We start from the raw sequence: 14,965 nt of genomic DNA on the forward strand, positions 1-14,965 counted from the left end.
CATTGCTTCACATTCTTCCGAAGAAGTGCCATATAGCGCGCCCCTTTTTAATGGTTGTTATAATAACGGGATTTAATGTCTTCCAGGTCATTCAAAAACTGCCCGACTTCTTCTTGATTTAAACGGACGGGCATCTGATCATACAACGTAAGCACTTGCCCGTCAATATCATGTTTATTTTTGCTCAAATAGTCAAGCAGATTTGTCAGCTGATTTTCGTTTAGACTTGTTTCTGCGACAAAATGTTTTACCTCCCGCAGCATAAAAGCGTTTGCTTTTTCATCGAATTCTCCAGATATTATCTCTCCACGCAGCGTCATTGTGTCACTCCTGAAATTAATGATACTGCTAGTTTGTGCGGCTGTACACCCTTTTATGAGCCGAGCGGGGCTTTCTCGTTTTTGTCGTTAAAATTACACCAGCAATCACAAGCAGCGCACCGATGATTTTCATAATCGTAATTGTTTCACCAAGCCAAAAGTATGCTCCGGCCATCGTAACCACCGGCAGGAAATTAAGGAATATTGAAGCCTGCGAAGCTCCAAGCACACCAACTGCATGGTTGTAGAAAATTAGTGCAATGAATGACGGAAATACGCCGAGATAAGCCAAACCAATGAAGTTCGGTGCGTACGTCAATTCAGACGGCACACCTGTTACGTACCATTCAATCAGGACAAAAGGCAAGAGCACAACAACAGAGATGCCGCTCATTAACACAAGGGCGCCAAATTGCGGAAACAAGTGCATGTATTGTTTAACCCATATCGAATAAACCGCCCACGTGACAATTGCCCCAATCATAATGATATCGCCTATGTTCCAGCTCATCTGCGCGATTGAAAGCATATTTCCGTCCAGAACAACCCAGACAGCACCGAAAAACGAAATCAAAACGCCCGCTATTTGTGTGTTTCGCAGCCGCTCTTTTAATAATATGGCACTTAATATAACTGTTGCAACCGGAATGACACTCTCCAGCACTGATACGTTCGTGGATGTTGTAAACTGAAGCGCGCCGTATATGAATGTATTAAAAAACGTAATGCCTGTCAGTGTCATAATCAATAAGGGCTTTTTATAATTGAAAAATGTATGCCGGTATTGCCAGGCACCCCGCAAGCCAAAGGGAAGCATCACAATAAAAGCGATTAACAAACGAAAAAACGCAATCGTAAATGGTGGGAGTTCATTGATGGCTCTTCCCGTTAATATATTCCCCGCATAAAAAATGACGACAAAAAGCATGAAAATATAAGCCTTGAGCATGGAATTCCCCTTTTAAATCTATTCATAGACTAACATAATCAATTAATCAATTAACGTAAACTTTTTAAAAACTTGACAATAAAAATTTTCAGGTGTAACGTGTAAATTAACACATAACTGAATAGAAACATTCTTATCCAGAGAGGTGGAGGGACTGGCCCTTTGAAACCTCAGCATCGGTCAATGACTGTGCTAATTCCAGAAAGCGTCTGCTTGATAGATAAGAAGAGCAAAATCATTGTAATGTGAGCCTCTTCTTATATGAAGAGGCTTTTTTAGATTTTTATTCAGTTACTGTTAGATGGTAGCCCGCCATCTTCAATAACGCAACTAAAGCAATAGGCGCAACCGGTTTTCCGGTTCATTCGTTGGCGATTTTGCCTTAGGTATAAAAAACAAATCGAAAGAGGTAGATAATATGACAAAAACAACTGAAAAAGCACCATTCCGCGCAGACCACGTTGGGAGCCTATTGCGTCCCCGGAGACTGCACGAAGCAAGACAGGCATTTAAACAAGGTAATCTATCTGCTGAAGAACTGCGCGAGGTAGAAAACTCAGAAATCAAACGCATTGTTGACAAGCAGATTGAGAGTGGCTTGCAGGCAGTTTCAGACGGGGAATTCCGCCGCACATGGTTTCACCTGGATTTCATGGAGCACCTGAACGGATTTGAAGGGTATGTACCTGAAGAAGGTTATGCGTTCAAGGGTGAAGAAGCAGAAAAATACAACGTTCGGAACAACGGCACCATTTCGTTTAACCAGGACCATCCATTTTTGCAGGACGTCAAAGATTTGATTGCTATTGTCGATGGCCGGTCTGACGTTAAATTTGCTATCCCTAGCCCCAACATGTTCTTTAACGATGGCATTCGCAACCCGGAAATTTATCCGGACATTGAGAAATACGCAGAAGACATTATCAAAACATACCAGGAAGCATTGCAGGCGTTTTATGATGCCGGTCTGCGCTACCTGCAGCTCGATGACGTTTATATTGCGGGACTTGCTGCTGACTCGGTGCCTTGGAATGAAGACATCGGTGATCAACGTGACTACTTGATTGACCTGGCGGTACGCGTTTTAAACGAAAGCCTGGCTGAAAAGCCCGAGAACCTTACTGTGACGGTTCACCTGTGTCGCGGGAATTACCGATCCACCTGGGCATTTGAAGGCGGTTATGACCGCATTGCTCCTAAACTATTTGCAAAAGGCAATGTCGACGGGTTTTTCCTTGAGTATGATGACGAGCGGTCCGGAAGTTTCAATCCGCTTAAACACATTCCGGAAAACGGACCACGCGTTGTCCTTGGTGTTGTAACTTCCAAATCGGGTGAACTGGAAGATAAAGATGAGGTCATCAATCGTGTGAAAGGGGCATCTGAAATTGTGCCGCTGGGCCAACTTTGCTTAAGCCCGCAATGCGGATTTGCCTCCACCCATCATGGCAATGAGCTGACAGAAGAACAGCAATGGGCAAAGTTGAAATTTGTCGTCGATACAGCAAACGAAATTTGGGCTTAATATACAATGAAGCAGCTTGCAGGAAGAGATTTTGCAAGCTGCTTCTTTTTAGCGTTTCTTTCGACTTTTACGGCGGTTCCGGTCGTTCAATTTAATGACGACACCTTGAACAACACGTGTATCTTCATCTACCTTGCCTTCGTTTTCCTCTTCCTGCAGTCCCCATTTTTTAAGCAAATGAAACAAAGCAATGGAATAACACGTAATCTGGACGAATTTAAGCAATCCCCCGGCAGCCTGCTGATCATAAACAGCGGTTAATGCCGGGATAAGTTCACCTGCAACACCTGTGTAGGTCGTGTACACCGGATCCTGTAAAACAAGCAGGAATATACCAATCGGCATAAGAAACAACGTTGTGAAAAATACATACGCCACACGCATAAAATAACTGTGTTCAGCCACTTCATCTGACGGCTGAATAATGACCCACCATGTCAGAAAAGCGAATAGAACGATCGCAACTTCATATATAAACTGAAGCAACACATTTCCGCTGACGACATTGAAAACTGACGGGATCAAATATACCGTAATAAGCCCATTAAAAATAATCGCAAGCGGCCATGGATGTTTGAACATAAAAGCGGCAACTCTCGCCCGCTTATGACGCCAGAAAAAGATATTCAAATACGCTTTTGGCAAACTCAGAATAAAAAACGGCACCACTATAAAGGCCATTATCGACAATTGCAAGATAAGTGCACTGACCAAATAATCTTCCGCGATAATATCAAAAGGCGAACCTTGTGCAAGATAAAAAAGTGCAACAGCTGTAAAGAAATAGCTCGTTTGTGTCTTTGTCGTATGATAATGAGGTGATTTGATAATTGTTCTGACATACCAGAAAGAAAGCATTACAGCAGCTGCAAGTGTCAAAGGGCCAAGCAGCTCATACCATGCATAATTACTCAGCAGCATACGCATTCTGAATCACCACCATTCCTCCGCCTCCCGGTTATTATTCCTTATAGTTTAACAAATTCTCCTCAATATAGATAGCGAATTGTCTATAGAGTTAGGCGCTGACAATTCAGATTTCAATCGAGTTTCGGGCCGGCTCGCTCGTTTTTCAGCGGAAACCTTGGCAGTGCCAAGGTTTCCGCTTCACCCAATTATCTTACCTGGGTTCAGAAGGCCTTCTGGGTCGAGTGCCTGTTTAATTTTTCGCATAACAGCCAGCGCTTCGCCGTGCTCGCGCTTTTGATATTTCTGTTTGCCGGTACCGACGCCATGTTCGCCGGTACACGTTCCGCCCCGCTCAAGCGCATAGTTAACGATGCGTTCATTCACACGATTTGCCCGTTCAATATCATCGGGATTGTCCGGATCGAGCATCAGCAAAATATGGTAGTTGCCATCGCCGACATGGCCGACAATGCCACCGGAAAGACCGGATTCACCAACAGCAGCCCGTGCATCTCTGACCGCTCCGGCCAATTCAGATATCGGGACACAAACGTCAGTCACCATCTGCTTTCTCCCCGGATGGTTATGAATAAACGCGTAGGCAGCATTGTGGCGTGCTTCCCACAACTTGTTGCGGCCGGCGGTTTCCGTTTCAAATTCAATCTGGCGGCAATGCATATCCTGCACAATCTCTTCCATGAAATCAATATCATGCTTTAAGCCTGCTTCATTGCCGTGCAGCTCAAGAAACAATGTCGGCACTTCGTTGTACGTCGTATCACTATACCGGTTCATTTGCTTAATTGATTCCTCATCCACCAGTTCAACACGCGCAATCGGTATACCGGCCTGCATGACCGCAATTACCGCATCGACTGCATCATTCACATTCGCAAATTCAGCCCGTGCCGCCATTATATGTTCAGGAATGCCGATAACTTTCAGCGTCAATTCGGTAAAACAGCCCAGCGTCCCTTCCGAACCGATAAACAGACCATTCAGATTGTAACCTGACGAGGATTTCGCAGCCATACTGCCGGTATGTATAATCGAGCCATCTGAAGTCACCACTTCCAAATCGCGCACATTATCACGCATGATGCCATATTTGACCGATGTTGTGCCGCTTGCATTTGTTGCAGCCATACCGCCCAGCGTCGCATCTGCCCCTGGATCAACTGTAAAAAACAATCCGTATTTTTTCAATTCTTTTTCCAGCTGTGACCGGGTAACACCAGGCTGGACACGTACAAGAAAATCATCCGCACGCACTTCCAGCACTTTATTCATGTTGGCAAAATCGATGACGATGCCCCCGTGTTCAGGGATGACATTTGCCTCAAGACTCGACCCATACCCATACGGCACAACAGGTGTATGAAAGTTATTTGCCAACTTAACGATTTCGCTTACTTCTTCCGCATTTTCCGGAAAAACAACTACATCAGGTAGGTGTGGTGTGTGGTAAGATTCATCTGAACTGTGCTGTTCCAGCATTGTCTCATTAGTCGTGACACGTTCTTTGGACAGTTTCCGTTCCAATTCTTCAACGAGCTGTGTGATTGTTTCGGTTCCCTCCATATTAATTTTCTCCTTTCATCGTGCCTCTGAAATCTGTATAAAGTTTCCGCACGTGTCATCAAAAATCGCGAATGTCACAGGGCCTGCTTCAGTCGGCTCCACTGAAAATTTCACTCCATGTTCCTTCAAGCGCTCATATTCTGAGGCAATATCATCGACAACAAACGAAGTCATAGGAATGCCTTGCTCATAGATAGCTTGCTGATATGTTTTCGCTGCGTCATTATCGTTCGGTTCCAAAAGCAGCTGCACGCCATCAGGTTCTTCCGGCGAAACGACGGTCAGCCATTTAAAGTCTCCGGCGGGCATATCCATTTTTTTCTCAAACCCAAGAACTTCCGTGTAAAATTGCAACGCTTTTTCTTGATCTTCCACAAAAACACTCGTTATTTTAATTCGCATATCAATTCATCCTCCATTCAATTAGGTTCATTATAGCAGTAATATTAAAAAATTTTAATAGAAGGTTGTCTGGTCAGCCATCAAAAATGTCTCCACAACCATCCGGGATGGCTATGGAGACGTATTAAAAAACTTAGTATATACCGATAGAAGCAATTAGTATCGCTACCGCTGCTGCAATGACCGGAATTAAAACCGCTACGATAAAAATATCTTTATAGCTGTCTTTATGTGTCATGCCGGTTATCGCAAACAATGTCAGAACAGCGCCATTATGCGGCAAGGCATCCAAACCGCCGGAAGCCAAAGAAGCAATCCTGTGAAATGCTTCCGGACTGATGCCTGTGTCCATTGCGATTTCATAATATCTTGACCCAAGTGCTTCAAGTGCTATCCCCAAACCACCTGAAGCTGACCCGGTAGCCCCTGCCAAAATATTAACCGTTACGGCTTCAGAAATCAGCGGATTGCCGCGGATACCCATCAGCATTTCAGTCAGACGATCAAAACCCGGCACGGCCTTGACTACCGTCCCAAATCCTACTGCTGCACTCGTATTAAGAATTGCTAAAACAGATCCACTTGCACCGCTATTGATCGCGCTGACAAACCCTTTGAATTTCGACAGGTTAAGCAGCATAATCAGAACAATCCCTGAAATAAGAGCTACAATAACATCCCATCCAAATACGTTAAGCGTGATCAAAACCGTCAATAGTGGTAAAAGTGACAAGATAAAATGAGGTGTCTTCCCCTCTGAATCGAGCACATTTTTATCTTTAGGCTCGGTATACACCTCGCCGTTAGCTTTCAATTTTTTCTCCCGCCGGCGCAAATAGAGATAACCGCCCACTGCCATTACAATTGTGGCTGTAACCCCCATTATCGGTGCCGCCATGGCATCTGTTCCAAAATGTTCCATCGGGATCAGGTTTTGTATTTGTGGCGTCCCCGGTACTGCTGTCATCGTAAACGTAAATGCACCAAGTGCGACAGTTGCCGGTATAAGCCTTCTCGGGATATTTGCCTCTTTAAACATCGTGAGCGCCAGCGGATAAACGGCAAATACAACAACAAATAAACTGACGCCGCCATAGGTAAGTACGGCTGCTGATGCGAGGACCCCCAAAATCGCCCGTTCTGTCCCAATCAATTTTGTCAGTGCAACCGCAACTGACCTTGCCATCCCGGTGTCTTCCATCAGCTTCCCAAAAATAGCGCCAAGCATAAAAACCGGAAACCAGCTTTTTGCAAAACCAACTAACCCGCCCATATAGGTGTCTTTATAAGCATCCAGTAAATCAAGCCCTCCGGTAAGTGCCACTACACCGGCAGCGATGGGTGCTACCCAAAGGATGGACCAGCCTAAATAGGCAAGCCCCATCAGAACGGCAAGACCAAGTATGATACCAATCATTATACCCCTCCGTGATCATAAAAAATTATTTATTTATTGCTTTATTTTCCGGTTCACTGGGCTGTGTAGCCGCCGTCAAGAACTACTGCCTGACCGGTAATCCCCTTTGCTTTGTCGCTTGCAAGATACATCGTATAATCCGCAACTTCCTGCACATCCAGAAGACGTTTTTGCGGCACCAGCGGATACAATACTTCTTCCAAAACTTTTTCCACTGGAACATTACGGTTTTTGGCTAAATCTTCAAATTGATTGCGTACAAGCGGCGTATCGACATACCCCGGGCACATCGCATTAACCGTAATACCGTCTTCAGCACCTTCTAAAGCAGCTACTTTAGTCAAGCCAATCACACCGTGTTTCGCACTGTTATAGGCTGCTTTTCCGCCAAAACCTATCAGTCCGTTGATGGAAGCCATATTGATGATACGACCGGACCCTTGCTGTTTCATAATCGGAAGGACATGCTTCGTGGCCATAAATGGCGCTACCAGCATGACTTTCGTTATGCGTTCAAATTTCTCAGTAGGAAAGTCTTCAAGTGAAGCCACATGCTGCAATCCGGCATTGTTGATTAAAACATCCAACCTTCCATAGGTCTCAACCGTTTGATTAATGGATTGCTTCAAGTCATCTTCATTTGTGACATCACACGTCAGCTCAATACACTCATGGCCCTTGCTTCGAAGTGATTCAGCTGCTTCCTTCAGTTTTTCGCTATTCATATCAGATAAGGCCACTTTTGCACCGTTTTTGGCAAATTCACCAGCAATTTCATACCCAATACCACTTGCTGCACCTGTTATAAATACAACTTTATTTTTCATAATTACCTCCTGATTTTTTTAAAGTTTGCAGCGTTATCAAATTTATAAAACGCTTTCATTTTATTTTTAAAAACCACCTCCTCAACGATTAATAATGCAAAAAGTATGCCAAACCAGAAAAATGATACCGATCTCCGCCATGACCAGGTTTAAATATTAAAAAAAGATTCTTAGTTCCGGGGTTACGGAATTAAGAATCTTTGTTGGTCAATAGTTACTTATTTAACGGCTTTTCCGGAGTAACGGAATTCATTCCGGAAAATCGGAATATTCTACAGGCCATATTTATTCAGCTTATCATAAAAGCTGGATTTCCCGATTCCAAGCAACTTTGCAGCTTTTAACTTATCCCCGTCTGTTTGCCGCAATGCGTTCCGGATCGCCGTTATCTCTGCTTTTTCAAGTATATCTTTAAGGTCATTGGTTTGATAGTTATAATAGGTCTCCACTTGCATATGGTCAGGCAAATCATCCACTGTAATAACCTCCGAGCTTGACAGATGAACGGCGGACTCTACGACGTTTTCCAACTCTCGCACATTACCCGGCCAGTCATAATGCAGGAAAAAATCGAGAACTTCCTGCTCAAAATCAGTCACGCGATTGCCGGTGCGGTTTGATATGTTGCGCAAATAATATTTTGCCAGCACACGGATGTCTTCAGGACGCTCGCGAAGTGGTGGAATGGCTATTTGCACAACATTGATACGATAATAGAGATCTTGGCGGAAATCATCCTGTTCAATCAGTTTTTCCAAAGATTGATTGGTAGCCGCGACGATTCTGACATCAACCTTCCGGGTTTTTTCTGACCCAATGCGTTCAATTTCTCTTTCCTGAAGAACACGGAGGATTTTAACTTGTGCGTTCAACGGCATGTCAGCAATCTCATCAAGGAAAAGCGTTCCGCCATCCGCCATTTCGAATTTGCCCATTTTGCCCTCTTTTTTGGCGCCCGTGAACGCTCCCGCTTCGTAACCAAACAGTTCTGATTCAAGTAGATGTTCCGGAATGGCAGCACAATTCACTTTTACAAACGGTTGATTGTGCCGCTCGCTCAATTGATGGATACTGTGGGCGAACAATTCTTTGCCTGTTCCGCTTTCACCCGTCAAAAGTATGGAAACATCTCCAGAAGAGGCTTTAATAATCTTTTCCTTTACTTCATTTAATCGAATCGAACTGCCGACAATATCATGAAGTGAGTAGTTGGCCCCTGTTTGATTCCGTAACTGTTTACGATAGTTTTCAAGTTCAAGCAGAAGGTTTTTAATATGGGTGTTCATTTGCATCCATTCTTTAGTGTCCCTGTACAACACCGTCCCTACCGCACCGACGACTTTCCCGCCCGAAAAAACCGGTATCCGATTCGCGATCATATGGTTTCCGCGAATATATTGAAGATCGGCAATCTCTTCCTCACCTGTTTCAACGACGATATGCATTCTTGTATTCTCGATTATCTCTGTCACATGTTTTCCAATCGCTTTCTCCCTGTCAACCTCAAGAAACCGGCAATAACTATCATTCAAAAAAGTTACAACGCCATTTTCATCGACAGCTACAAAACAATAGTGCGATTTCTCGAAAACGGTTTCAATAATGGCTTCTTTATTTCGCGTTATTGTAGACAGCATAACGGGCCGCTCCTTAATTCATAAATTTGTCCCTTGGCTATTATTATACAAAAATTTCAAGCATAGGATAACTGCGTATGGTAAAATCATAGCATTGTTGCCGGATAAACATTTCTTAAAATTGAATTTGGCTCAAACTGTCACAGATTTGGCTCAAACTGACGAAAATTTGGCTCAAATTGTCACAAAGTCGGCTCAAGTTCACAAATTTCCCGCTCATAATCGGCTTCTGCCCTTTTCAAAACTTCAGGAAATTCGGGTGCCATTCGCAACAGGCTCGTCGGGCTTCAATAACACGACATCATTCTCTTCCTGTACACCGCCGATCACGAGCACTTCGGACTTGAAGCCGCCCACACGCATCGGCGGAAAATTGACGACAGCAATCACCTGGCGTCCTACAAGCGCTTCAGGCTCATATCGCCGGGTGATCTGTGCTGATGATTGCTTCGTTCCAATAGTTTCTCCAAAATCAATTTCCAGTTTAATCGCAGGCTTTTTCGCCTCCGGAAATGGCTCAGCTTTTAAAACAGTGCCTATGCGCATGTCCAATTCCATAAAGTCTTCAATCGTTGCCACTCTAATCGCCTCCATCTACTTTTAATATCACTAGACGTTTGATTTCAATTATAACTATTTTCGCCAAAAAAGCGCTATTTCCTTCATTTTTTACACAAGTTCACTTCCGAGCTTATAACATGACAATTAAAGGGGTATCATTGTATAATTAGATTAGAACAATTTTAATTTGGCAGGCTGATTGCAGCCTCGTAATGATATAAATGATTTATTTGAGGAGCGGATTATCTGTATGAATTTTAATACACCGAAAGGCATGCCAAGTTTCATCGAGAAAGAACTGGAGATTATCGATGAAATGGTTAAGCCCAAACTGAAGAAGAGTTCGTTATATATGTTTATTTCAATTCCGTTATTAAGCATTTCCATTATCAATCTGTTTTTCATGCTTGTTATCACAGGCTATACCCAGGATATGCTGTTGGCGCTTGGAATTTATGCTCTGGTTGGCGCAATCGGTGCTGCCGTTTACAAGGAATCCAAGCATGTGAACAAAGAAATTCGTGATATTGGCCTCGACCATATCATTAAGCGGATTAAAAACAGCGAACATGTTAATGATTACATGAAAGATAAGTATATTAATAACGTCAAAGCCAAACCAAGATTCAGCATGCAAACCTTTTTTAACTTCCTGACAGAAGAACATCAGCGGAAAAAAATGATGGAGAACTAATAACTGAACGAAGAACCTTTCATAACGGAGGGTTCTTCTTTTTTTGAACCGAAAAATTTCTAATAGTGCCTATGAATTATTTGGCCATTTGTTTCATCTTATAATGAAAAGGCGATAAATCAGAAGCCAAGCTTCGGAGGCTGCTCCATTGTAGGTTTGGAGCAGCCTTTTTTTACTGTTATGTCCCCTCTTTGCAATAGCTTGACTGAGATAACAGTTGTATTTCTTTATGAATTAAGTATAATACTAAAAGTGAAACTTCCTTAAGCGGGGTTTTGGCACGGGGATAAACACAGCGTTTTCTTTAGAGTAGCATTTTTCTAATATGATACATAACAACAAAATTTCATCAGGAGGTTACATGAAAAGCGTATCGAGAGTTTTTTATATTACAATTGCTTTAGTTATCATAACCGTAATATTCGGGGCCGTTTTTCCGGTTCAATTTGAAGAATTAACCGAGAGCATTAAATCCTACGTTGCGACAACATTCGGCTGGTATTACATGCTCCTTATGTCCGCCCTCGTTATCGTAGCGATTTTCATTGCAATCAGCCCGCTTGGGAAAATTCGCCTTGGCAAAGATCATGACAGGCCTGACTTTTCAACGCCAACATGGGTTGCCATGCTGTTTTCGGCAGGAATGGGGATCGGGCTTGTATTTTATGGTGCAGCCGAGCCGCTCTTCCATTATATGTCTGACGCACCGACAGCAAACGAAGGTTCCGATCAGGCATTTAAAGAAGGCTTGGTTTATTCTTATTTCCACTGGGGTCTCCATGTGTGGGCGATGTATGGCGTCACCGCTTTAGCGCTGGCCTTTTTCCAATTCCGCAAAGATGAGCCAGGTCTGATTTCAACAACATTGAAGCCGTTATTCGGTAAAAAGATGAATGGGCCGCTTGGCACATTGATTGACGTACTTGCTGTGTTTGCAACTGTATTTGGCGTAGCCACCTCGCTTGGCTTTGGTGCCGTGCAAATTAATGGCGGTCTGTCACATTTGTTCGGTTTTGAAGTTAGTTTCACATCGCAATTTATCATTGTCACCGTTGTAACGCTTTTGTTTTTGATTTCAGCATGGTCAGGCTTGAGTAAAGGCATCAAATATTTGTCCAATACAAACATGGTGCTTTCCATTATCTTACTGATCGCTGTATTGATTATTGGTCCGACGTTGCTCATTTTTAACATGTTTACCGAAACATTCGGCATGTATATGCAAAATCTCATTGAGACAAGCTTCCGGACTTCACCGCTTGAAAGTGATAACCGAGGTTGGCTTGATGCATGGACCATTTTCTACTGGGCATGGTGGGTGTCATGGGCGCCGTTTGTCGGCATGTTTATCGCCCGCGTCTCCCGTGGACGTACTATTCGCCAATTTATGACCGGTGTGCTGATTTTACCAACCTTGCTTGTTGCCATCTGGTATGCGGCATTCGGCACAACAGCCGGCGACGTGCAAAACAACGGCACCGAACTGACACAACACGCGACAGAATTGGTACTGTTCAATATGTTTGATCAGCTTCCATTGTCACTTATTTTGTCGGTCGTCGCGATACTGCTCATTAGCTCATTCTTTATTACGTCAGCTGACTCGGCTACCTTCGTTCTTGGCATGCAGTCCACACATGGTTCACTTGAGCCGGCAAACAAAGTCAAAATCGTATGGGGGATCGCTCAATCATCAGTCGCGCTGATTCTGCTTTATGTTGGCGGCCTTCAAGCGATTCAGAATACCATCATCGTTGCAGCGCTCCCATTTTCGTTTGTAATGATACTTATGATTATAGCACTGTTTAAAGCACTCAAGAAGGAAGCCAGAGAAATGACAGGTCGGGAATGAAGTATAATTAAAAAAGCCAGCTGCCGCTGATACATTCAGCAAGCAGACTGGCTTTATTATTTCATTCAGGCGTTTCAAACGGTTTAATAAGGCCAAGAACTGTTCGGAGAGACGGGACTTCCAAGCCTTTTTCTTCTGCCATCCTGACAGCTCCCCCTTGAATATGATCAACTTCCAGACGAAGACCCTTCCGGCGGTCTTTATGCATCGAAGAAGTCGCTTCGCTGTCCAATGACCGGGCATTTTGCAACGCCGCTTCAACATCATCATCCGAAATAACCGTGCCATAGTGTTTTGCGAGCGACTGGATTTCACGCATAATCATTTTAGCAATATGAAATGTTTCGCCGTGTTCCCGGACCGCTCCGATTGGCAGGTTGGCCGCTGTGGTCACACCTGACAGTGCAGAGATGAACATATATTTCTTCCAAAGTTCATACATCATGTCAGAGCTTTTTTTCGAAATGAAACCACTGTTTTTCGACATATGCTCAAGCTTCTCACAAATTGCTTCCTGCGAAGGATCGAGCGGTCCAAAATAAAGATGATGCATATTACCCGCCTGTTCTGCATGACCTTTATCATTCAGTGCAGCAAAAATATACGAAAGGCCGCCGAGCACCCGATCCTTACCAAATTTATTCTGTAAAATCTCAATGTGTTCAATTCCATTTAAAACCGGCAATATGTAAGCGCCTTTTTCCGTTAATGTTTGCAGCTGATTAAATGTTCCTTCAAGGTGAAAGCCTTTCACACCAACCAGTACGATATCCGGTGACTCAATTTTGTCCGGCTCCGTTGTGATATGAGGATTTTTCAATTCGTAATCTCCGTGCGTACTATTAATCTTTAACCCATTCGCTTCAATTTGAGCAGCTCTTTTTTCTCTTACCAGGAAGGATACCTCCGCACCTGATTCAAGCCAGCGACCGCCAAAATAAACACCTAACGCGCCGGCGCCCAGTATTACAATATTCACAGACCTCTCCCCTTTCCAAATCAGTTATTAATTTTAAGAATAATCTTTATTGCCAGTTTTGTCCACCTGACAAAATTAATTTTCGCAATAATTGACAAAAACAACATTTTTGCTATGATAGATAAATCAAATAACGGAAGGTACAGGAAGGGGTCATACGATGCTGGCAGATCAGCCTTTTTTGCGAATCCCGGGGCCAACGCCTGTCCCGCCCAGTGTTCAGCGTGCGATGAATCAGCCAATGATCGGACACAGGGATCAGGAAACAAAAGATTTATTACATAGAATCAAACCCAAATTGAAACCTGTTTTTGGAACAGATCAAGACATATTAATGATAGCCGGCAGCGGTACGGGCGGTCTCGAGACGGCGGTCGTGAATGCCGTCAGACCCGGAGATGAGGTGCTTGTGATTGTCACAGGCGCTTTTGGTGATCGATTTGCTCAAATCTGCACAGAATATGACATAACCATGCATCGCATTGATGTGGAATGGGGAGAAGCCGCAGAGCCGGAAACTGTTGAAACATACCTTAAACAACACCCTGAAATCAAAGCCGTATTTGCAACATTTTGCGAAACGTCAACCGGTGTACTAAACCCTGTTTATGAATTATCCCAGGTTATCAAGCAGCAGTCGGATGCTTTATTTATTGTCGATGGTGTATCCGCTATTGCCGGTGCTGAAATGAAAATGGACGACTGGGGAATCGATATTCTCGTTACAGGGTCACAGAAGGCAATGATGCTGCCGCCGGGACTGACCTTTGCAACCGTTAGTGAACGAGCTTGGGATGTTATCGAAAACAATAAACGCCCATCGTTTTATTTTGATTTAACGAAATACCGTGACCAGCTGGAAAATGATTCGACACCATTCACTCCGGCTATATCACTTTTATTCGGGCTGGAACAAGTCCTCAGTCTGATAGAAACAGAAGGACTTGGGGCGGTATACAACCGGCATTTGACTATGATGAACATGACAAGAGCGGCGTTTAAAGAACTAGGCATTCCCCTCCTGACGAGTGACAAGGCAGCTTCTCCTACGGTCACAGCCATTGCACCGACTGACTTTGACCCGGAGGCACTGCGAAAAGTTCTCAAGAACGAATTTAATCTGACCGTTGCAGGAGGGCAAAAGCATTTAAAAGGCCAAATATTTCGCATCGGTCATATGGGCTACTGCTCTCCTGCTGACATGTTACAGACCATCGGCATCATCGAAGTAGCTTTGAATAAAATAGGCAAGCCTATCGAACTAGGAAGCGGCACACGTGCTGCTCAAGAAATTTTGCTAGGAGGTTCATAA

The 14,965-nt window shown here is 43.8% G+C and carries 14 protein-coding genes and 1 riboswitch; of the genes, 4 read left to right on the forward strand and 10 right to left on the reverse strand.

Annotation, left to right across the window (positions count from 1 at the left end):
• Positions 1 to 47: 47 nt before the first annotated feature.
• Entirely contained in the window at positions 48 to 320 is a 273-nt protein-coding gene (locus BMZ22_RS10755) for a hypothetical protein (protein WP_090085374.1), read from the reverse strand.
• Between the two features lie 28 nt (positions 321 to 348).
• Positions 349 to 1,269 carry a DMT family transporter gene (locus BMZ22_RS10760; protein WP_090085376.1) on the reverse strand — a complete coding sequence of 307 codons (921 nt, stop codon included), beginning with the start codon at positions 1,267 to 1,269 and terminating at the stop codon, positions 349 to 351.
• A gap of 130 nt (positions 1,270 to 1,399) precedes the next feature.
• Positions 1,400 to 1,496: riboswitch (SAM riboswitch) on the forward strand.
• A gap of 191 nt (positions 1,497 to 1,687) precedes the next feature.
• On the opposite strand from BMZ22_RS10760, the gene BMZ22_RS10765 reads away from it, so the two are divergent.
• On the forward strand, positions 1,688 to 2,794 hold the full coding sequence (locus BMZ22_RS10765; protein WP_090085377.1) for a 5-methyltetrahydropteroyltriglutamate--homocysteine S-methyltransferase: 1,107 nt from the start codon (positions 1,688 to 1,690) through the stop codon (positions 2,792 to 2,794).
• Between the two features lie 48 nt (positions 2,795 to 2,842).
• Here the strand turns inward: BMZ22_RS10765 and BMZ22_RS10770 are convergent, their stop codons facing one another.
• The 7 genes from BMZ22_RS10770 to csaA all read right to left on the reverse strand — a co-directional run bounded on the left by BMZ22_RS10770 (position 2,843) and on the right by csaA (position 10,146).
• On the reverse strand, positions 2,843 to 3,715 hold the full coding sequence (locus BMZ22_RS10770) for a cytochrome c oxidase assembly protein (protein ID WP_218144044.1): 873 nt from the start codon (positions 3,713 to 3,715) through the stop codon (positions 2,843 to 2,845).
• Between the two features lie 186 nt (positions 3,716 to 3,901).
• Entirely contained in the window at positions 3,902 to 5,284 is a 1,383-nt protein-coding gene (locus BMZ22_RS10775) for an FAD-binding oxidoreductase (RefSeq protein ID WP_090085380.1), read from the reverse strand.
• A gap of 15 nt (positions 5,285 to 5,299) precedes the next feature.
• The gene (locus BMZ22_RS10780; RefSeq protein ID WP_090085382.1) at positions 5,300 to 5,686 is read right to left on the reverse strand and encodes a VOC family protein; all 387 of its coding nucleotides are present in this window, start codon (positions 5,684 to 5,686) and stop codon (positions 5,300 to 5,302) included.
• Positions 5,687 to 5,819: 133 nt separating this feature from the next.
• On the reverse strand, positions 5,820 to 7,103 hold the full coding sequence (locus BMZ22_RS10785; protein ID WP_090085384.1) for a GntP family permease: 1,284 nt from the start codon (positions 7,101 to 7,103) through the stop codon (positions 5,820 to 5,822).
• A 53-nt stretch (positions 7,104 to 7,156) separates the two neighbouring features.
• Positions 7,157 to 7,933: a 3-hydroxybutyrate dehydrogenase gene (locus tag BMZ22_RS10790; protein ID WP_090085385.1), complete on the reverse strand. Its 777-nt coding sequence runs from the start codon at positions 7,931 to 7,933 to the stop codon at positions 7,157 to 7,159.
• A gap of 269 nt (positions 7,934 to 8,202) precedes the next feature.
• Entirely contained in the window at positions 8,203 to 9,567 is a 1,365-nt protein-coding gene (locus BMZ22_RS10795) for a sigma-54 interaction domain-containing protein (protein ID WP_090085387.1), read from the reverse strand.
• Positions 9,568 to 9,813: 246 nt separating this feature from the next.
• The gene (csaA, locus tag BMZ22_RS10800; RefSeq protein WP_090085389.1) at positions 9,814 to 10,146 is read right to left on the reverse strand and encodes a chaperone CsaA; all 333 of its coding nucleotides are present in this window, start codon (positions 10,144 to 10,146) and stop codon (positions 9,814 to 9,816) included.
• Between the two features lie 232 nt (positions 10,147 to 10,378).
• Here csaA and BMZ22_RS10805 point away from each other — a divergent pair, with 232 nt between their 5' ends.
• Both BMZ22_RS10805 and BMZ22_RS10810 read left to right on the forward strand, forming a co-directional pair.
• Positions 10,379 to 10,822, forward strand: a complete 444-nt coding sequence (locus tag BMZ22_RS10805; RefSeq protein WP_090085391.1) for a DUF5392 family protein — start codon at positions 10,379 to 10,381, stop codon at positions 10,820 to 10,822.
• 361 nt (positions 10,823 to 11,183) lie between these two features.
• Positions 11,184 to 12,674, forward strand: coding sequence for a glycine betaine uptake BCCT transporter (locus BMZ22_RS10810; RefSeq protein ID WP_090085393.1), 1,491 nt, complete (start codon positions 11,184 to 11,186; stop codon positions 12,672 to 12,674).
• 61 nt (positions 12,675 to 12,735) lie between these two features.
• On the opposite strand, the gene BMZ22_RS10815 is transcribed toward BMZ22_RS10810, so the two are convergent.
• The gene (locus tag BMZ22_RS10815; protein ID WP_090085395.1) at positions 12,736 to 13,653 is read right to left on the reverse strand and encodes a ketopantoate reductase family protein; all 918 of its coding nucleotides are present in this window, start codon (positions 13,651 to 13,653) and stop codon (positions 12,736 to 12,738) included.
• A 160-nt stretch (positions 13,654 to 13,813) separates the two neighbouring features.
• Between BMZ22_RS10815 and BMZ22_RS10820 the strand changes: the two genes are divergently transcribed.
• A complete protein-coding gene (locus BMZ22_RS10820; RefSeq protein ID WP_090085397.1) occupies positions 13,814 to 14,965 on the forward strand; it encodes a pyridoxal-phosphate-dependent aminotransferase family protein in 1,152 nt (383 codons plus the stop codon).

Source organism: Lentibacillus persicus (assembly GCF_900112705.1).
GTDB classification, from domain to species: domain Bacteria; phylum Bacillota; class Bacilli; order Bacillales; family Amphibacillaceae; genus Lentibacillus; species Lentibacillus persicus.

Bases quoted from the DNA above. Each gene is read 5' to 3' on its own strand.
- BMZ22_RS10755 (WP_090085374.1), bottom strand. From the start codon at position 320: ATGACGCTGCGTGGAGAGATAATATCTGGAGAATTCGATGAAAAAGCA.
- BMZ22_RS10760 (WP_090085376.1), bottom strand. From the start codon at position 1,269: ATGCTCAAGGCTTATATTTTCATGCTTTTTGTCGTCATTTTTTATGCG.
- BMZ22_RS10765 (WP_090085377.1), top strand. From the start codon at position 1,688: ATGACAAAAACAACTGAAAAAGCACCATTCCGCGCAGACCACGTTGGG.
- BMZ22_RS10770 (WP_218144044.1), bottom strand. From the start codon at position 3,715: ATGCTGCTGAGTAATTATGCATGGTATGAGCTGCTTGGCCCTTTGACA.
- BMZ22_RS10775 (WP_090085380.1), bottom strand. From the start codon at position 5,284: ATGGAGGGAACCGAAACAATCACACAGCTCGTTGAAGAATTGGAACGG.
- BMZ22_RS10780 (WP_090085382.1), bottom strand. From the start codon at position 5,686: ATGCGAATTAAAATAACGAGTGTTTTTGTGGAAGATCAAGAAAAAGCG.
- BMZ22_RS10785 (WP_090085384.1), bottom strand. From the start codon at position 7,103: ATGATTGGTATCATACTTGGTCTTGCCGTTCTGATGGGGCTTGCCTAT.
- BMZ22_RS10795 (WP_090085387.1), bottom strand. From the start codon at position 9,567: ATGCTGTCTACAATAACGCGAAATAAAGAAGCCATTATTGAAACCGTT.
- BMZ22_RS10805 (WP_090085391.1), top strand. From the start codon at position 10,379: ATGAATTTTAATACACCGAAAGGCATGCCAAGTTTCATCGAGAAAGAA.
- BMZ22_RS10810 (WP_090085393.1), top strand. From the start codon at position 11,184: ATGAAAAGCGTATCGAGAGTTTTTTATATTACAATTGCTTTAGTTATC.
- BMZ22_RS10820 (WP_090085397.1), top strand. From the start codon at position 13,814: ATGCTGGCAGATCAGCCTTTTTTGCGAATCCCGGGGCCAACGCCTGTC.